Source organism: Maribacter sp. (genome assembly GCF_016744255.1).
Taxonomy (GTDB): Bacteria; Bacteroidota; Bacteroidia; order Flavobacteriales; family Flavobacteriaceae; genus Maribacter_B.
The window spans coordinates 14,499-33,467 of record NZ_JADGES010000008.1; the positions used below are offsets into that span (position 1 = coordinate 14,499).

At 33.0% G+C, this 18,969-nt stretch carries 14 protein-coding genes; 7 read left to right on the forward strand and 7 right to left on the reverse strand.

The window, feature by feature from the left end:
* Nucleotides 1–61: 61 nt before the first annotated feature.
* From QZZ51_RS02695 to QZZ51_RS02710, 4 genes are all read left to right on the forward strand, one after another.
* A complete protein-coding gene (locus QZZ51_RS02695; RefSeq protein ID WP_291865519.1) occupies nt 62–1,147 on the forward strand; it encodes a histidine kinase in 1,086 nt (361 codons plus the stop codon).
* On the forward strand, nt 1,144–1,863 hold the full coding sequence (locus tag QZZ51_RS02700; RefSeq protein WP_291865523.1) for a response regulator transcription factor: 720 nt from the start codon (nt 1,144–1,146) through the stop codon (nt 1,861–1,863). The genes QZZ51_RS02695 and QZZ51_RS02700 overlap by 4 nt, the downstream gene beginning before the upstream one ends.
* Before the next feature lie 76 nt (nt 1,864–1,939).
* Nucleotides 1,940–2,674, forward strand: coding sequence for a methyltransferase (locus QZZ51_RS02705; protein WP_291865525.1), 735 nt, complete (start codon nt 1,940–1,942; stop codon nt 2,672–2,674).
* 59 nt (nt 2,675–2,733) lie between these two features.
* Nucleotides 2,734–3,912, forward strand: coding sequence for an acyl-CoA dehydrogenase family protein (locus QZZ51_RS02710; protein ID WP_291865527.1), 1,179 nt, complete (start codon nt 2,734–2,736; stop codon nt 3,910–3,912).
* 139 nt (nt 3,913–4,051) lie between these two features.
* Here QZZ51_RS02710 and QZZ51_RS02715 read toward each other — a convergent pair whose 3' ends face one another.
* The 4 genes from QZZ51_RS02715 to QZZ51_RS02730 form a co-directional block, all read right to left on the reverse strand.
* Complete coding sequence (locus tag QZZ51_RS02715; RefSeq protein ID WP_291865530.1) at nt 4,052–5,419, reverse strand: GH1 family beta-glucosidase; 1,368 nt, start codon at nt 5,417–5,419, stop codon at nt 4,052–4,054.
* Nucleotides 5,420–5,426: 7 nt separating this feature from the next.
* The gene (locus tag QZZ51_RS02720; RefSeq protein ID WP_291865533.1) at nt 5,427–6,422 is read right to left on the reverse strand and encodes a glycosyltransferase family protein; all 996 of its coding nucleotides are present in this window, start codon (nt 6,420–6,422) and stop codon (nt 5,427–5,429) included.
* 18 nt (nt 6,423–6,440) lie between these two features.
* Nucleotides 6,441–7,307, reverse strand: coding sequence for a UDP-2,3-diacylglucosamine diphosphatase (locus QZZ51_RS02725; RefSeq protein ID WP_291865536.1), 867 nt, complete (start codon nt 7,305–7,307; stop codon nt 6,441–6,443).
* Nucleotides 7,308–7,791: 484 nt separating this feature from the next.
* On the reverse strand, nt 7,792–8,379 hold the full coding sequence (locus tag QZZ51_RS02730; protein WP_291865538.1) for a sigma-70 family RNA polymerase sigma factor: 588 nt from the start codon (nt 8,377–8,379) through the stop codon (nt 7,792–7,794).
* A 117-nt stretch (nt 8,380–8,496) separates the two neighbouring features.
* Between QZZ51_RS02730 and QZZ51_RS02735 the strand changes: the two genes are divergently transcribed.
* From QZZ51_RS02735 to treF, 3 genes are all read left to right on the forward strand, one after another.
* On the forward strand, nt 8,497–9,657 hold the full coding sequence (locus QZZ51_RS02735; protein ID WP_291865540.1) for a FecR family protein: 1,161 nt from the start codon (nt 8,497–8,499) through the stop codon (nt 9,655–9,657).
* 146 nt (nt 9,658–9,803) lie between these two features.
* Nucleotides 9,804–12,758, forward strand: a complete 2,955-nt coding sequence (locus QZZ51_RS02740; protein ID WP_291865543.1) for a TonB-dependent receptor — start codon at nt 9,804–9,806, stop codon at nt 12,756–12,758.
* A 210-nt stretch (nt 12,759–12,968) separates the two neighbouring features.
* The gene (treF, locus tag QZZ51_RS02745; RefSeq protein ID WP_291865546.1) at nt 12,969–14,507 is read left to right on the forward strand and encodes an alpha,alpha-trehalase TreF; all 1,539 of its coding nucleotides are present in this window, start codon (nt 12,969–12,971) and stop codon (nt 14,505–14,507) included.
* A 201-nt stretch (nt 14,508–14,708) separates the two neighbouring features.
* On the opposite strand, the gene QZZ51_RS02750 is transcribed toward treF, so the two are convergent.
* The 3 genes from QZZ51_RS02750 to QZZ51_RS02760 all read right to left on the reverse strand — a co-directional run bounded on the left by QZZ51_RS02750 (nt 14,709) and on the right by QZZ51_RS02760 (nt 18,546).
* Nucleotides 14,709–17,030: an FdhF/YdeP family oxidoreductase gene (locus tag QZZ51_RS02750; RefSeq protein WP_291865549.1), complete on the reverse strand. Its 2,322-nt coding sequence runs from the start codon at nt 17,028–17,030 to the stop codon at nt 14,709–14,711.
* 446 nt (nt 17,031–17,476) lie between these two features.
* Complete coding sequence (locus tag QZZ51_RS02755; protein ID WP_291865552.1) at nt 17,477–17,968, reverse strand: GNAT family N-acetyltransferase; 492 nt, start codon at nt 17,966–17,968, stop codon at nt 17,477–17,479.
* Between the two features lie 89 nt (nt 17,969–18,057).
* The gene (locus tag QZZ51_RS02760) at nt 18,058–18,546 is read right to left on the reverse strand and encodes an NINE protein (RefSeq protein ID WP_291865555.1); all 489 of its coding nucleotides are present in this window, start codon (nt 18,544–18,546) and stop codon (nt 18,058–18,060) included.
* Nucleotides 18,547–18,969 lie beyond the last annotated feature (423 nt).

Sequence of the window (18,969 nt, forward strand, 5' to 3'; positions counted from 1 at the left end):
TATTAGACCAACAACTTTGCTCTAGAGCTAAACGTCAAGTAAACCAATTTTACTACTGCCTATGCCTGCCCATAATAATTTAGAAGGATTCCTGAAAGAAACTCCCTATAAGAACTATAATATTAACTACAAGCACCATATTGCTTTTTGGTTAATATATGTGGCTTTTAATGTTTTAAGGTGGTGGGGTATACATCATGACTTATTGTATTCATTAAAAACTAATTTAATTGGTTTCCCCATACACATGGCATTGGCTTATTTTAACGTGTATTATCTAATGCCAAAATTTGTATATGCTAGAAAATACTTTGCATATGCAGTAATGGTACTATTAGTTCTCTTTATAATGCTGATATTAAAATATAGTCTTACCTACACCTTAGTTAGTACTAATGTTTTTCCAGAAGGACCCTCTGACCAAGGCGGTTTTACCCTTACTTATGCCATTACCACCATGCTAGGAGAGTTCTATGTTGTATCTTTTGTAACCGCAATTAAAATTACAATAGATTGGCTTAAAGAAAGTAGCAAATTACATGACTTAGAAAAAAGACAATTAACCACCGAATTAAAATTTTTACGCTCCCAAGTATCCCCACATTTTTTCTTTAACACACTTAATAACATTTATTCTTTAACTTTAGAAAAATCGGACAGAGCTCCACAGGTAGTATTAAAACTATCCGAATTAATGCGTTATTTGCTCTATGCCACTAATAAAAGAAGACAAGACCTTACGTTAGAGATAGAATGTATTCAAAATTATATAGATTTAGAAAGAATCCGATTTGATGATTCTCTAGAAATAGATATGAGTATTTCAGGAAGTTTAGAAAATCATACTATTGCTCCCATGTTACTAGTTCCTTTAATAGAAAATTGTTTTAAACACGGGGCCAGTAAAAACATTGGTAAAATGCATATTAATATCGAGATTAAAGTTGAAAATGATTTTTTATACTTTAGCGTAATAAACACCATACCTGAAAAAAACAAAAACAATATAATTCCTACAAGGAGCGGAGGAATCGGTCTTTCTAATGTAAAAAAGAGGTTAGAATTGGGTTATGGTCGTAAAGATTATGATCTTTCTATTTTTGAAAAGGAAAATATGTTTCACGCTATTCTTAAGCTTAAAGTATGACTAAATTAAAGGCAATAATTATTGATGACGAGCCATTAGCTATTAATGTTCTAAAAAACTATATATCACAAGTAAAAGAACTAGAGCTAGAAAAAACCTTTTCTAACGCTATAGATGCCTCCTCTTTTTTACAGAACAACGAAATAGATTTAATTTTTCTAGATATTAACATGCCTATTTTAGATGGTCTAGAGTTCTTACAGAGCTTAAACACAGTGCCTATGGTAGTTATTACTACGGCACATGAAAAATATGCTCTTAAAAGTTTTGAATTACAGGCTATAGACTATCTAGTAAAACCTATTCCGTTTCCTCGATTTTTAAAAGCTGTACACAGAATATTATCTCTAAAACAAGGAATAACAAAACCCGATCACAATAGCACTTCTGAAAAACGAAGCATATTTGTTAAAGTCGACAAAAAGAAAATGCAAAAAGTGTATCTAGACGAGATTGTCGTTATAGAGAGTTTAAAAGATTACATACGTATTAAAACGACTTCCGCAAAATACATTGTACATAAAACCTTAGGTAGTTTTACAGATGAACTACCTTCTGATAAATTTATTAGAATCCACCGTTCGTATACTATTGCTATAGACAAAGTAAATACTGTTGAGGGTAATAGCGTAGAAATTGATGGTATTCGTTATACCATTGGAAGAAGCTACATTGCCGAAGTAAAAGAAATAATATTAAATAATTCTATAGATTAATTCTCTACTGAAGATACAGGTCTAATATATTTTTTAATTATTTTTCTATTCCTAGTTTTGCCTCAATTTTAAAATTATGAACAAACCCTTCTCGTTTAAACAATTTACAATGCAACAAGATCGTTGCGCCATGAAAATCGGGACCGATGGCGTTCTTTTAGGTGCTTGGACAACTGTAAACCCAAACTCCTATTCTATTTTAGATATTGGCGCAGGCACAGGGGTTATTTCGCTTATGCTAGCTCAACGTAGTTCTGCTGAAAATATAGAGGCAATAGAATTAGATGGCGATGCATTTGAGCAATGCACAGAGAATTTTGAAAATTCCCCTTGGGGAGACCGCCTTTTTTGTTTTCATGCTGGTTTCGATGAATTTGTTGATGAATATACGGAAGAAGAACCTGAAGAATCTGAATTATACCATGTAATAGTATCTAACCCTCCATTCCACATAGAAGAAGTTGCCAGCGGAGATAACGCTAGAGATACAGCCAGACAAAACACCTCCTTACCTTTTAATGAGTTAGTCGAAGGTGTCTCTAAATTACTAACAAAAGACGGTTCTTTTAACACCATTATACCATTTAAAGAAGAAACAAATTTCCTTACCCTTGCTGAAAAATTTGGTTTATTTCCTAAAAGAATAACAAGAGTTAAAGGAAATCCTAGCAACGAAATAAAAAGAAGTCTTTTAGAATTTACTTTTAGCAAAGCAAAAATTTCTATAAACGAATTGGTTATAGAAAAGGAAAGACACCAATATACTAATGCTTACAAAAAGCTAACTAAGGATTTTTATTTAAAAATGTAACTAAGTGCGATTGTAATCTTATATTTCTTTATATATCTTTGGTAGAAATCCATTGTATTATGAAACCAGATTTATTTGAAGCTCCCGATTATTACAATTTAGATGATTTACTTTCTGAAGAACACATTTTGGTTCGCGATGCTGCGCGCCAATGGGTAAAAAGAGACGTTTCTCCCATTATAGAAGAATATGCTCAAAAAGCAGAATTTCCAAATCAAATTATAAAAGGCTTGGCAGAAGTAGGTGCTTTTGGCCCTTACATTCCTATGGAATATGGTGGTGCCGGATTAGACCAAATTAGTTATGGCTTAATAATGCAAGAAATTGAACGTGGGGATAGTGGTGTACGTTCTACAGCCTCAGTACAATCTTCCTTGGTTATGTATCCTATCTATACATACGGAAACGAAGAACAAAGAAAAAAATACCTTCCTAAACTAGCTACAGGAGAAATGATGGGTTGTTTTGGTTTAACAGAACCCAATCATGGATCTAACCCCAGTGGTATGGAAACTAAATTTAAAGATATGGGTGACCACTATCTTTTAAACGGCGCCAAACTTTGGATATCGAATTCTCCCTTTGCCGATATTGCTGTAGTTTGGGCTAAAAATGAAGAAGGCAGAATTCATGGTCTTATTGTAGAACGAGGAATGGAGGGTTTTACCACCCCGACCACACATAACAAATGGTCCTTACGAGCTTCTGCAACTGGTGAATTAATATTCGATAATGTAAAAGTTCCTAAAGAAAATCTACTCCCAAATAAATCGGGCTTAGGAGCTCCATTAGGTTGTCTAGATTCCGCCCGTTTTGGGATTGCTTGGGGAGCTATTGGTGCTGCAATGGATTGTTATGACACTGCTTTACGTTATGCTAAAGAACGCATACAATTTGGCAAACCTATTGCTGCCACCCAATTACAACAAAAGAAATTAGCCGAAATGATTACCGAAATAACCAAAGCGCAGTTACTTGCTTTTAGGTTAGGGCAACTAAAAAATGAAGGTAAAGCTACCTCTGCTCAAATATCTATGGCCAAACGTAATAATGTAGACATGGCTATTAAAATTGCTAGAGAAGCAAGGCAGGTATTAGGAGGCATGGGAATTACGGGAGAATACAGCATTATGCGCCATATGATGAATCTAGAAAGTGTTATTACCTATGAAGGCACACACGATATACATTTACTAATTACCGGAGCAGATATAACGGGTTTATCCGCTTTTAAATAAGCTTAACTTAAGCCTCATAATATGTTAACATCTCTAGGCTAACTAGCGATTACTTTTACAGCGTCCTATTTTAGGAAACGTTCTTGTATTTTTGAGTTAGCTAGTTTAAACCGATGGAAACGTCGGTTTTTTTTTGTTTTTAGGAAGATGTAATAAACCGGCTATACCAAAAACCCGAATCTTTTATCTTTCTTTTTTGTGTCTTAAAATCTACATGCACAAGTCCAAATTTTGGATAATAGCCTTCCGCCCACTCAAAATTATCCGTAAATGTCCAAACAAAATACCCCTCAACCTTTAGTCCATTTTCCTTAGCCCTTTTTACTTCTTTTAAGTAATCTTCTAGATATGCAATACGTTCCACATCTTTAATTTTACTATCTACAACAGCATCATTAAAAGCTGCACCATTTTCTGTGACAATCACTTTTTTTACCTTAGGATATGCACTAAACTGGGCAATCATATTATACAAACTAGGAGGATATACTTCCCAATCCATCAATGTTATCTTCACATTACGTTTTGTTGCTTTTACAATTTTTGCTTTTAAATAAGGAACCCAAAAGCTATGTTTTACAATCTCCCGAGTATAGTTTTGCACTCCTATAAAATCGAATTCAAAAATACTATTCTGCTCATCTTCTGGTTCCGCCAGTTCTTTAATTTTTTTTAAAACAGGAATATCTCCTAAAGGATAACCCATTCCTAAAGACGGTTCTATAAACAACCTATTCAACATTGTATCTGCTCTTTTAGCCGCAGAAATATCCTTTTTTTTCTGGCTATTTGGCGTTATTTGTGAACAAGAAAATGTAGTGCCAATATTAGCTTTGGAAACCATTTCTCTAAGGACTCTTCCTCCTATAGCCTGACATAAAACAGCATGATGAACCGAAGGCAAAAAATGTTTCAAGCCTTTTTTTCCTGGCGCATGAACTCCAAGAAAATAACCTGCTCCGGTAAAAACCATGGGTTCATTTAAAACCATCCAATTCTTTACTCGATCACCAAAACTCTGAGCACACAGAACCGCATATTCCTTAAACCATTCTAATATTTTCCTATTTACCCAACCCCCTTGATCTTCTAAAACTTGTGGCAAATCCCAATGATATAAGGTTATCCAAGGCGTAATTCCGCATTCTAAACAAAAATCAATTATATCATTATAATACTGTATTCCTTCTTTACTAGGTTTTCCTACTCCACTGGGCAGTAACCTAGACCAGGAAAGGGAAAACCTAAAATTTTTAATCCCCATAGATTTCATCAAAAGAATATCTTCTTTATATCTATAGTAAAAATCACATGCTACAGTACCATTTTGGTTTTGATAGATATTTCCTTTTTTTGAAGAAAAAACATCCCATATCGACTTTCCTTTATCATGTATATTATGCGCTCCTTCAATTTGGTAAGCTGCTGTAGATACTCCCCAAATGAAATTTGCTCCAAAATCTTCCGCACTTAACCGGCTATCTTTTTCGTTTGATAAATTTAACATGCAGAGCTTATAAAGTCACTGCTTCTTCGAGCAACTTATTAATTATTACATCCGTAACCTCTGGGTAATCTACTTCTATAATTTTGTTAGAATCTACCCAAGATCTAATTTTATCCAAATGTTTTTCTTTAAGAGATTTTAATACCGGAACCCCCATATCTTTAAGAGCAGCATTATTACATTGTTGTTCGTATTGCCCTTTCATAGGAATTACTAGGAGTTTCTTCTTTAAAAAAAGCGCTTCGGCTGGGGTCTCGAAACCGGCACCGCAAAGTACCCCGAGACTATTAGCCATACTATATATAAAGCCTTCATTAGTTATAGGTACTATAGAAACATTATCTTTAAAATATGGAGTTGTATTGTGTTTAGAAAAAACCTGCCAATTAATATGTTTAATTTTGGATAGTACCAGCGCTATTTTTTTATCACTATAAGCTGGCAAATAAACGGTATAATGATTGCCCTTATTTGTTTTTAAACTTCGTATATCATTTCTAATTATGGGGGTGAAAATATTTTCTTCGTAAGACTTAAAATGCAATCCGTATTGGTGTGTTGTAGGTGCATAATTTTTAAGTATCATTCTACCCAACAAGTCATTTTTTTTAGGTTTAGGTGCACTGGCCGATAATACTGCAGCTTGGTGGCTAAAACTAAAGCAAGACTTGTTTTTAAGTTTACAAGCCCAAGCAGATACAGGCTCAAAATCATTAATGACAATATCATATTTTTGAATAGGAATAGTTTTTATTTCTTTTTGCAAGCGAGCTGTATTTGCCTTTAGATAGGTTCTCCACATATTTACCCCTCCTTTCTTTCCAAAAATAAAACTCAGTCCTTCTAACTGGTATTTTACTTCATAAGGAATTTTAATATCGGCTTGAGTACCGCTAACCAAAATATCTAAATCTATATTCTTGCTTTGCAAAGCAGGAATAACATCTCTTGCCCTACTTAAATGCCCATTCCCCGTACCTTGAATAGCGTATAAAACCTTCATTAAAATAAAATATAAAAATTAGTCTTGACTTTTAGGTTCACTAAGAATTTGAAACTCTTTAACCAAACTCTCAAAAAGCTGATTCTTTTCTAACATCTCCATTTGTTCCGAATCTTCTTCTTCTTCTTCATTAATTACCAGAGTATCTTCTAAGTATTTATAAAGAACCCATTCCGAATTATTATATTCTAATGCGGTTAGGTTCTCTATCCAATCTCCAGAATTTAGATACATTACCTCTCCCTTTGCTGTTTTTATTTCTCGCATTTCTGGTTGATGAATATGCCCACAAACTACATAATCATACTCATTCTCAATAGCTATATCTGCAGCAATTTGCTCAAAATTATTTATAAATTTTACAGCAGATTTTACGCTGTTCTTTATTTTCTTAGACATAGATACTGGACCTTTTCCAAATTTTTTACTCACAGAATTTACCATTCTGTTTAATACAATTAACAAATCGTATCCTTTAGCTCCTAATTTGGCTATCCACTTAGAATGTTGCATGGTAACATCAAAAACATCGCCATGAAAAAACCACATCTTCTTATCATCTACAGTAAGTAATACCTTGTTAACTATCGTAAAAGAACCTAATTTAAAACCTACAAATTTTCGAAGCATTTCATCATGGTTCCCAGTTATGTAATGCACCTTGACTCCTTTAGAAATCCACTCCATAATGAGTTTAATAACTTTCATATGTGATTTTGGCCAATAGCGCTTACTAAACTGCCATATATCTATGATATCCCCATTTAAAATAACCTCTTTGGGTTTAATTGATTTTAAATACTTTAAAAGCTCCTTGGCATGACATCCATAGGTACCCAAGTGCACATCCGAAATGACCACAATATCAACAGGTCTTTTTTTCATAGAATACGTTTAGATTCCTTATTCGGGAATCTTTTAAATTTAAGTGGAGAGTAATAGGAAACAAATTGTGTTATAAAAAAATGGATAATCCAAGTCGATATAGTGATAAGAATAATTTTCATAGGAAAAATATACATACAAAGATGCGTATATATTATCCCCATATAGTAAGCTTAGTTTTACTTTTAAGTTATTTCATTGTTAAGAACAAATATTATAATTCTTAATTTACCCTGACTCCTATTAAAATACTCTACAAACTCTAGGACAGCCAGCCTGCAAGTAAATTAAGCCTACCAAAAAGAGAATTCAGTCAATATTCCATACGCTAGACGGCAATATAAGGAGTAGAGCAGCATAAAAAAGATAAACCTAAAAACAGAAAAATTTAGGTAATGTCACTAGCCTTTGACTAAAAAAATATAACTGATTATAAACGGAACATCAGATTAACAAAATCTGCCAGTTAAAGGTCTAAAGTACTTTAATTCTTTTGTAGTGTTCTATTATACAAGTAAAATAGTATGATTTCCATTTTATTTTCCAATTTTGATCGAAGAATGCGAAATGCCTTTGTTATTTGCGCCTCAACAGTTTTGGTGGATATACTAAGATATGCAGAAATTTCAACATTGGTAAGCCCTTCTTTTTTACTTAAATAAAAAATTTGTTTGCATTTTGGTGGTAAATTTTCTATTTCACAAGTAACGGTATTTATCATCTTCTCTACTTTTTTCTCGTCTAATTCTTCCACTACTTCGGTCAACGCGTTATAGTACTTTAGTTGTAGTAGCTGGCTAGATTTATTCCTTTTGTACGTGTTTATAAACTCATTATACACAGATTTATACAGAAAATTTTTAACAGAAAACTTATCGTTTAATTTTTTTCTAAATTCCCAAGTTTTTAAAAATACATTTTGAACAATATCTTTTGCTAAAGCTTGGTCATTAACCAAGGTTAGGGCGTAGGCTTGCAACCCTCTATGATATTTCTGCAACAGAAAAGTATAGGCTTTTTCATCGCCTTTCTTTAAAGATTTAATTAAAGTTGAATTATGATTAAAATTCATAATGTAAATATATATAAATCATTTTATTTTAATAAAAAATATCAATTTGAGAAAATAAAGCGCCAAAAAATAAGGGTATTATAATTTAGCTTTGTAATATATATAAAGGGGATTTAAATGTTAGAGCCTAAATTTGAAAAAATATTAATAAAATACTTAAATAATTCTATTCAAATTCAAGAATTAGATGAGCTTAATATTTGGATTAAAAAACATGGTAATGAGGCAATTTTTAAAAGCTTCATTAAAACAAACTATGTCTTAACTATGAGCGCAAATGATTCCGATTTAACAGAACTAAATAAAATATTACTAAAACGAATTAAAACAGATAAGAATATTTTTTATCAAAGAAGAATAAGAGTTTTCTTAAAAAATGCTGCTGTTATTCTTTTGTTCATTGGCCTAGGCTATTTTATACAGCAAAGTTTTTTTAATGGAGAAATTAATTTAGCGAAATCATCTATTGAAAAAAAGATTGTTCTTGAACTAGAAGACGATGAAATTATTGAACTCTCTGAGAGTGGATTTTCTAATATTACGGACTCAAAAGGTGATATTTTAGGAATTCAAAAAGGGGCAAAAATCAAATACAAATCGCCTTTACAACCTAATAAGTTAGCTTATCATACGCTAAAAGTACCTTATGGCAAAAGGTATAATATAGAACTATCTGATGGTACGGAAGTATACTTAAACTCTGGCAGCTCTTTAAAGTATCCAACACAGTTTGTTCAAGGTACGGATAGACAGGTTTTTTTAGAAGGAGAAGCTTTTTTTGAAGTGTCTCATGATATAGAACATCCCTTTTTAGTCTTTACCAATGAGATAAATATACAAGTACTAGGAACAAAATTCAATGTTTCTAATTATGCTGATGAACATAATACCGACGTAGTTTTAACAAGTGGCTCTGTGGCTATTAACCATTTAGGAATTAATAAAGAAGAAAAGAAAGAAGTTTTATTAAAACCAGGATTTAAAGGCGCTTTTAATAGAACCGAGAAGACAATTTCAATAGAAAAAGTAGATACTACTGTATATACTTCATGGATGAATGGAAGCTTAATATTTAAGAATGAATCTTTTCGCAATATTATGAAAACGTTGGAGCGCCAGTATGATGTAATAATAATAGTTAATAAACAAGAAGAAAAAGAAACATTTAATACAATTATTGAGGTAGAAAAAGAAACAATTGAAGAGGTTTTAAATTACTTTAAAAAAATACATAACATTGAATACCAAATTATTAACAATAAAATTGTAATTAATTAACTTAAAAAAAACAGAACAAAAAAATGAAGTAAACATTGCAAATTATAGAATTGTCAATTGTTAAAATCGGAAGGTGCTACAACACCTCCCGATTAGTATAAGCGATTAACACTAACGTATTAACCTCTAATTAACTTTTTAAAATTATGAAAAAAAACTCAACCACTAAGATGAATTCGTCTTGGACACTTAAATTCGACTTAAAAATGAAATTGTCACTTCTTTTTCTTTTTACAACAGTCTTTGCACTTCAAGCAAATAGATCATACTCCCAAGTAACAAAAATGTCTTTGGATATGCATAATGTTACTGTTGAAAAGGTTCTTTCAGAAATCGAAACAAATACGGAGTTCAAATTTTTATATAATACCAAAGCAGTTGATTTAAATAGAAAACTTTCTATTAAAGTAAAAAATGCAAGAATAGAAAATATCTTAAAAAAAATATTTACAAATGCTGGTACAAAATATGAAATTGATAACAGAAAAATTTTATTGTATAAAGTAGAATTTAAAAACGTTACTAATAAAATAAATAATACAAAGGAAAATACCAAATTACAACTTGAAGTAAGAGGTAAGGTTACTGATGAAAAAGGAGAGCCATTACCCGGTGCTTCTGTAGTAGAAAAAGGAACTACAAATGGCACCACCGTTGATTTTGATGGCAACTTTGTCATAGAAGTAACAGATACAAGCGCAACTTTAATTTTCTCTTATATAGGCTATGTTAAAGAAGAAGTGGTAATTGGGGAAAATATAACTTTGAATATTCAATTAAATTTAGATTTACTCTCTTTAGATGAGGTTGTGGTGACAGGTTCAGGAAACCCTAAAACTAAGCTAGAATCTAGTGTAGCTATAACTACAATGGGGTCTAAACAAATAGAAGAGCAAGCACCTCAAAGTACCGCAGATTTATTACAATCCATTCCTGGATTTTTAGTAGAAACTTCGGCTGGTGAAACTGGGAATAATTTATTTGCTAGAGGTATCCCTACTGCAGGCGCTTATGAATATGTACAATTTCAAGAAGACGGGCTGCCTGTTTTTGAAGACGGAGCCTTGCAATTTGCAAATATTGACCAATTTCAAAGAACCGATGCAACTGTAAAAAGATTAGAAGCTATTAAAGGGGGTACCGCCTCAATTTATGCTTCAGGAGCTCCAGGTGGTATTATCAATTTTATATCTAAAACTGGGCAGAATGAATTTCAAGGAACTACCAAACTAACGGTTGGAGATTATGGCTATTACAGAACTGATTTTAATTTCGGAGGAGCTTTAGTCCAAGATAAATTATTCTTTAATGTTGGTGGATTCTACAGAGTAGATGAAGGAGTTAGAACAACAGGGTTTGATGCTAATAAAGGCGGACAATTTAAAATTAATATGACGTATAAGTTTGATAAAGGTTATGCCCGTATTAATTACAAAAAATTAAATGACAGAACCACTTTTTACCAATCAACTCCTTTTATTTGGGATAACGGAGAAATAAAGGAATACCCTGGCTTTAACGCAAATTACGGGACATTTACGGGCAGATATGCAAAGCTTAATATCCCTCAAGCTGGAGGGGGCTTTTTTGAAGCAAATATTGAAGATGGGGCACACCCTATTGTTGATGCCATAGGAGGCGAATTTAAGTATGCTTTATCAGATAATATAATAGTTAAAAACAGTTTTAGAAGCACAACGATAGACCATAGTTTTAATGCAATATTCGCCGCTCAATGGATGGGAGATGTATCTACGCAAACAGATTTAGCAGCAAATAATGGATGGGATAATGCTATATATACATTGGAGGCTCCTGGAAACCCTTCTTTAGATGGGGGTTCTGAATTAAAAAGAGCAGACTATTGGTATATTCATAAAGATATGGACAACTTTGTAAATAACTTATCTTTTAATTTTAATTGGGATAAGGTTAATCTAAACATAGGACATTATTATTCTAACTGGAGGTCGCACCAATTCTGGAACTGGAGTAGTTTTTTAGTAACAGCATCTGATAATCCAAAATTAGTAAATGCAACAAATTCGGTAACAGGAGAAGAGTATACCTATAATGGCATTTCAGGAATTTCATGGTTACAAAGAGAATCCGAAGTTAAAGGGGTTGTAAGAGCCGTTTTTGCCGATGCAGAAATAAAAGCAAACGATAATTTGACTTTTAATCTTGGTCTACGCTATGATGATGATAAATATTCTGGATTTGGAGATAATGGTTCTTTCGGTAATGATATTGGAATTTTACCAAACAATAGAGCAGATGATGGGGTAAATATTTTAAATGGAGATTATATTCATTGGGATTATTATGTAAGTGAATTATCTTATTCTCTAGCAGGTAGTTATAAGTTTAATGACAATTTAGCTTCTTATTTAAGATATAGCAGAGGTTTCAGAGCTCCAATAGAAGAATCTTTTTATAACGCTGTAGGAAGTGGACAAGGTTCAGTAGCATTAGAGAGCTTAAAAAACACAGAGTTAAAACAGACCGAATTAGGATTAAAATATTCTGGTGAAAAAATAGCTGTTTTTGCAAACTTGTTTCACATGAATTTAGAAAATGTTGCTTACCAAGATATCGGAACAGGAGGAGTTGCAGAAGGGAAATTTGCAAACCTTCAAAACATTGGATTAGAATTAGAAACCATATTGAACCTTGGAGATTTTGGACTAACATTTAATGGAACTTTGCAAAAACCAGAGTATAAAGGTTTTGAAGGTAGTGCAGAAGAAGATAATGGTAATACCGCAAGACGTATTTCTAAATTTTACTTCAATATCCGTCCAGATTTTAATATCACTAACCATTTTAATCTGTATGCTAAGTATTCCTATTTTGGGGATAAATACCAAGATATAGGAAATACTTTTGAACTACCTGGTTTTGGAGTTTTCAATGCAGGAGCATCTTACACATTAAATAACTTACGTTTTGGTTTAGATGCCACAAATTTAACTAATACTATTGGGCTAACAGAAGCAGATGGTAGACAAAATGGTGCAGTTCCTACAAATGGCCAAACCTTTATGGCTAGATCCATTTTTGGTAGAACTATAAAATTATCCATCTCTGTAAATTTCTAAAAAAATAGATTTTTTGAGTTAATTGTTTATCGAAAGACATTGCACGCATAATTGCGTGTAGTGTTTTTTATTAAGCATTGGTTATTAAGCGTATGCTCTTCAAAAAAAAATGTAACTAAAATTTTTAGACCTCAGCAGTGTTGTCTTAAAACCAATTATCGAATAATGAGATATTTATTTCTATTTCTTTTTATATTTACCTCCTGCAAAATGGAGCAAAAACCACAAAAAAAAACTTTAGAAAATACTTCCAAAGTTTCTTTACATTCTTTAGAGACCCCTGATGTTTTGTTAGGCGAGTTGTTTAAGGATGTTCAAATGCATGAAATATTTTCGGATGGAAAAACTTTTGTAGACTGTACAGCAAAACTCCCTTATGCAACCATCAAAAAATTATACGAAGACAATAAAGATAAGCCTAACTTTAACTTAGAGTCTTTTGTTTTAGAATATTTTGAGATTCCCATTTCTATCTCCTCCAATTTTAAATCAGACCCAAATCACACAGCTACTGAACATATACATAGTTTATGGCCGGTATTACGCAGGGCTTCTGATCAGGTAAAAGAAGGAAGCACCTTATTACCTTTACCAAAACCCTATATTGTTCCTGGTGGCCGTTTTAGAGAAGTATATTACTGGGATACCTATTTTACTATGTTGGGGTTAGTAGAAAGCGGGGAATTTGAGCTTATTGAAAACATGCTTGATAATTTTGCCCATTTAATAAATACGGTAGGCCATATCCCCAATGGTAATAGAAGTTATTATATAACACGATCTCAACCTCCATTTTTCTCACAAATGGTACGTCTTTTAGCAGACTATAAAGGAAAACACATATATCAAAAATATAAGAAGGTTCTTAAAAAAGAATATGAATTTTGGATGGATGGTAAACTTGCCGATGAAAGTCCAATTAATCATTGTGTTCTTACTCCATTAGGTATACTTAACCGGTATTATGATAAAGGAGAAACACCAAGGCAAGAATCGTATAGAGAAGATTACACATTAGTAGAAAAGACAGGCGCTGGTAAAAAAATGTATCGGGATTTACGCTCCGGAGCAGAATCTGGGTGGGATTATACTTCTCGTTGGTTTGCAGATGGTAAAACAATGGAAACCATAGAGACAACAGCAATTATTCCAGTAGACCTTAATGCACTCCTCTATGGCTTAGAAGAGGTTCTTACCATAAGTTATAGTAATGACCCTGCTTATGTTTTATCCTTAAAAACGAGTATGTCTATTCGAAAAAAATTTATTAGCACGTATTGCTGGGATGCAGAAGATGGTACTTTTAATGATTATAATTGGAAAAATAAGAAACAAACTTCTATTAAGTCCTTAGCTATGGCCTACCCTTTATTTTTTAATATGGTAAATAAGAACCAGGCCGATAAAATTGCCAAATATATAGAACAGAACTTTCTAAAACCAGGGGGTGTGGTTACCACCTTATACCATACAGGCCAACAATGGGACGCTCCTAATGGCTGGGCTCCTTTGCAATGGATGACTATAAAAGGTTTAGAAAATTACGGCCATAGCGAATTAGCAAAAACTATTGCTACAAGATGGGTTAGCATTAACGAAAGGGTATATCGAAATACAGGAAAATTCGTAGAAAAATACAATGTTGAAGATATGACCCTAGAAGCCGGTGGCGGGGAATACCCAGTACAAGATGGTTTTGGATGGAGCAATGGTGTTTACTTAGCCTTAAAAGCGTATTTAAAAGAATAATACGATTCTAAAAAACAAAAATTAAGATATTCACAACAAGTATTAAGCCTTACGCAACAATACTTGTTGAACAAGAGATATCTCCAATATATTTACAGTATAATAAAAACGAAATAAAATTTTTCATTTTCATATAGTGTTCTCATAAAAGAGCTTTGTCTTAGTTGATAGAGCTCTTTTTAGTTTATCCCATTTCTGGAATTAAAGATTACTACCATACACTCTTTTCTGCTTTGCTATTTTTACTTTTACAGATTTACTAATAGGCGTTCTACTTTTATCTGCATATTGATTATAAGGAACAACCATATTAGTTTCTGGGTAATACGCAGCTATATTTCCTCTTGGAATCTTATAAGAAACAACTTTAAAATTATTTGCAGTACGCTTTATATCATCATAATTACTGGTAATATTAACCACTTGCAATTGCTTTAACCCATGCTGCCTCATATCTTCTGGATGCATAAAAACAACCCTTCTGGCATTATAAATACCTCTATACCTATCATCCAAACCATAAATTGTAGTATTAAACTGATCATGCGAACGAATCGTCATCAATAAAAATTCATCTTTTTCTAAATGATGTTTTGGCAACCTATTTAGTGTAATTTGAGCCTTTCCATTTGGCAACATACTAAAATCTAATTCTCTCGCATTATGCGGTAAATAGTACCCTTTACCTTTAGACCTTTCCTTAGTATTATCATACCCCTTAATAACTAAATCTATCTTAGCTCTAATAAGCTCATAATCCTTCCCCATTTTTCTCCATGGAACAGGATGCTTATCTGTAAAATGCGTAGCGGCCATTTCCGCAATAATTTCTGGTTCACTTTTAAGAGTCCCAGAAGCTGGTTTTAAAACCCCCTTAGATTGCCTAACCTTACCCATACTATTCTCAACTGTAACATAACGCTGCACTCCATCCTTCATGTCTTTTTCGGAACGCCCAAAAGTTGGCAACAAAAGGGCGGTTTTACCAGTAACCAAATGGGATCTATTTAATTTGGTACTTACTTGCACCGTTAAGTTGCATTGTTCTATTGCTTCGGCGGTATATTTAGTATCCGATGCCGCCATTAAAAAATTACCTCCTAAGCACATAAAGAACTTGGCTTTACCCTCGTGCATAGCATGTATTGCCTCCACTGTATCTAGCCCTTCTTTGTCTGGCGGCATAAAGCCTAAATATTTTTCTATTCTTTTGTTTAATTCTGGATTAACAAAATGCATAATACCAACACTACGATCCCCTTGTACATTGCTATGCCCTCTTACGGGACAAGTTCCCGTATTAGGCTTTCCTATAGCGCCTTTGAGTAATAAAAGATTAACAAATTCTTTAATATTTTCTACACCATTTTTATGTTGTGTTAACCCCATTGCCCAACAAATAATAATTTTAGACTTGCTTGCTAATAGCATTACCGTTTCATCCACTTTTTCTTTGGTTATACCACTTAACGCAAGGAGTTCCTCCTCCTCATAATTTTCTATATCCGCCAGTAAAGATGAAAACCCTTCGGTATATTTTTCTATAAATGCATGATCAAACACGTCTTTCTTGCGTTTATCCAAAATCGCCAATTTTTTAATTAGCAATTTGGCTAAAGCAATATCTTGGTTAATTCGTACAGGTAAATGTATATCTGCAATATCCTCACCAGAACCTAGGATTCCCTTTAAATTTTGCGGGTTTTTAAAATTGATTAAACCTGCTTCTTCCAAAGGGTTTATACTTATAACTTTCCCTCCATTTATTTTACATTTCTCCAAGGCAGACAACATTCTAGGGTGATTTGTTCCAGGGTTTTGACCTGCAACAATAACCACCTCAGCCTCATAAAAATCTTCTAACGTAGCAGAACCTTTTCCAATCCCTAATGTTTCACTTAATGCCACTCCACTAGACTCATGGCACATATTAGAACAATCTGGCATATTATTAGTTCCAAGTGCCCTGGCAAACATGCCATACAAAAAAGCAGCTTCATTACTAGAGCGGCCAGAAGTATAAAACACAGCTTCATCTGGAGAATTTAATTGTTTTAATTCTTGGGATATTAAGCTATAAGACTCTTCCCAAGATATAGGTTCATAATAAATACTATTCGGTCGAAGTACCATTGGCCCCGTAATTCTCCCAAATTTATTTAATTGATAGTCCGTAAGTTTAGAAAGTTCTTCTACAGAGTTGTTTTTAAAAAAGGTAGCGTCTATATGTGATGCTGTCGCCTCGTCTGCAAGAGCTTTTACACCATTCTCACAATATTCAGCAAAATTGGATTGTTTTTCTGGTACAGGCCAAGCGCAACTGGGGCACTCAAAACCCTTATCCTGATTCATTTGTAATAAAGCGCCCATAGATTTTAAAACACCCATTTCTTTAAAACCATGCTTAAGGGCCTCTTTAACACCCAACATGCCTGCAGATTTTTTCTGTGGCTCTCCTACTCTAATATCTAAAAAATCTTGGGATCCCGTTATGGAAATTCTTCTTTTAAAATTTGACTTCATTAATGCTAATACCTTTATTGTACTAAGGAAAAATACTGCTTTTTTTTAAGTTAAAATCAAAAAAAGGACTGTTTACAACAAAATAGCCTTAGTACACATCAAATCTTTTAATAAAGCCTATTGCTCTTGTATTTTTACCCTGTAATAAAAAACGAAATAAAATTTTTCATTTTCATATAGTGTTCTCAGAAAAGAGCTTTGTCTTCATTGATAGAGCTCTTTTTAGTTTTATACTATTTTACTTCATACTAATTTTAAATAAAATTTACAAAGCGCTATACTTCATAGTCTCAATATAACCTTAAATTAAAAATAGATTAACTCTCGCTTGTCTAAAAACACATAACTTTGGAATGTTCTATTAAGTTAATTAGTCTATAATTAGCTCCCTTAAAACCGGTATTCGTATCGGTTTTATTTTTTCTTTATAGTCGTCTCTAAATAGACTAATTAACTCCTACTACCTTACTTCTACGCTCGAACAACAAATTATCTTTCCATTCTCCATGTAATTTCCCTATTCGTTCTTTTTTCCCCAAATACCTAAAATCCATTTTCTCATGTAATGTTATACTTCCTAAATTTTCTGAAAAAATACCAGATTGTAAGGTCCATATTTCCGCTGTCTCACTTTCTAAAATAAGCTGTTGTATTAATGATTTACCTATACCTAAACCCCTAAAATTCTGTCCGACATAAACACTTACTTCTGCTACACCTCTGTAAACACATCTACTAGAAACAGGAGAGAGTGCTGCCCAACCTAACACCTTCTTCTCTTCTTCCATCACTAATCTACCAACTCTTAAATGGGCTACATCCCAATCTAAATAACTTGGAACTTGTGTTTCGAAAGTTGCAAATTGGGTATCTATGCCTTCTTTATAGATTTGGGATACCATTTCCCAATCCTTTTTAAGCATATTGCGTATTTCCATTGTACATTTTCATTTACATTACATCGCAATATTGCGATGATTTGAAATATAAAAAAAGTCGAACCTAATAGGTTCGACTTTTTTTATATTTAGAACCAAGGTTTTCTACCTACTTGGTAGGTATTATAAAACTCCTCATCAGATTTGGTTAGGTACATAATTCCTTCGACTAAGCCTATTACCCATACAGCAGACGCTCCTAATCCACATGTTAAAGCTCCGATAACAATAGTTACAGCTAGCATAATAACTCCCTCTTTGGTATACCCTAAGATGAATTTATGAATTCCAAACCCTCCCAGAACAATTGCCAATATTCCAGCTAGCATTTTCTTATTTTCTCCACCAACATTATCAAAAGCTTCTTTTGCGCTCTCTGTAAACTCGTTGGCTGTTTTCTTTGCTTCATCGGCAAAATCGCTTGCAGCTTCTTTTGTGTCTTCTGCAAATTCCTTAGCCGATTCTTTTGCAGAATCAAACGTTTCTTCTGCCTTTTCTCCCATATCTTTTGCTTTTTCTTTAGCTGCATCGAAAGCATCTTCTGCTTTATCTCCTAAATTTTTATTCTCTTCTGACATTGTTTTGGTTTTTGGTTGTTAATATACCTTAAATGTAATAATTATTTATCTATCAAAGAAATGCCTTGTCCACTGGTTTCCAAAGTTTTACTTTATTGTATTCTAGTTCTAAAACTCAACTAAATTTCCCCCTCTAAAGCTCATCATAAAAATTGGTTTACTTGGCGCAAAATACTCTGTATCCTCCTTCATAGAAATTCATTAGACAGAACAACACTTCCCCTCATCATCTTTCCATCAAAAAGTACTGTCATATTAGTCTGTATTTAATCCTAATCTTTTTTTATACAATTTTTTAGTAGCGTTTGGGGCTTTAAAAAAATACCTCCTAAACCTGGTACTCTCTTTTTCATCCTTTATTTTTCACTCGGTAATCGAGGTTATTTAATTCTTTCTTCATAAAGACTAGTCCAATCTTTGGGC

What these genes read in the sequence shown, in the direction of transcription:
- QZZ51_RS02695 (WP_291865519.1), top strand. Translation starts at nt 62, where the DNA reads ATGCCTGCCCATAATAATTTAGAAGGATTCCTGAAAGAAACTCCCTAT.
- QZZ51_RS02700 (WP_291865523.1), top strand. Translation starts at nt 1,144, where the DNA reads ATGACTAAATTAAAGGCAATAATTATTGATGACGAGCCATTAGCTATT.
- QZZ51_RS02705 (WP_291865525.1), top strand. Translation starts at nt 1,940, where the DNA reads ATGAACAAACCCTTCTCGTTTAAACAATTTACAATGCAACAAGATCGT.
- QZZ51_RS02710 (WP_291865527.1), top strand. Translation starts at nt 2,734, where the DNA reads ATGAAACCAGATTTATTTGAAGCTCCCGATTATTACAATTTAGATGAT.
- QZZ51_RS02715 (WP_291865530.1), bottom strand. Translation starts at nt 5,419, where the DNA reads ATGTTAAATTTATCAAACGAAAAAGATAGCCGGTTAAGTGCGGAAGAT.
- QZZ51_RS02720 (WP_291865533.1), bottom strand. Translation starts at nt 6,422, where the DNA reads ATGAAGGTTTTATACGCTATTCAAGGTACGGGGAATGGGCATTTAAGT.
- QZZ51_RS02725 (WP_291865536.1), bottom strand. Translation starts at nt 7,307, where the DNA reads ATGAAAAAAAGACCTGTTGATATTGTGGTCATTTCGGATGTGCACTTG.
- QZZ51_RS02730 (WP_291865538.1), bottom strand. Translation starts at nt 8,379, where the DNA reads ATGAATTTTAATCATAATTCAACTTTAATTAAATCTTTAAAGAAAGGC.
- QZZ51_RS02735 (WP_291865540.1), top strand. Translation starts at nt 8,497, where the DNA reads ATGTTAGAGCCTAAATTTGAAAAAATATTAATAAAATACTTAAATAAT.
- QZZ51_RS02740 (WP_291865543.1), top strand. Translation starts at nt 9,804, where the DNA reads ATGAAAAAAAACTCAACCACTAAGATGAATTCGTCTTGGACACTTAAA.
- treF (WP_291865546.1), top strand. Translation starts at nt 12,969, where the DNA reads ATGGAGCAAAAACCACAAAAAAAAACTTTAGAAAATACTTCCAAAGTT.
- QZZ51_RS02750 (WP_291865549.1), bottom strand. Translation starts at nt 17,030, where the DNA reads ATGAAGTCAAATTTTAAAAGAAGAATTTCCATAACGGGATCCCAAGAT.
- QZZ51_RS02755 (WP_291865552.1), bottom strand. Translation starts at nt 17,968, where the DNA reads ATGGAAATACGCAATATGCTTAAAAAGGATTGGGAAATGGTATCCCAA.
- QZZ51_RS02760 (WP_291865555.1), bottom strand. Translation starts at nt 18,546, where the DNA reads ATGTCAGAAGAGAATAAAAATTTAGGAGATAAAGCAGAAGATGCTTTC.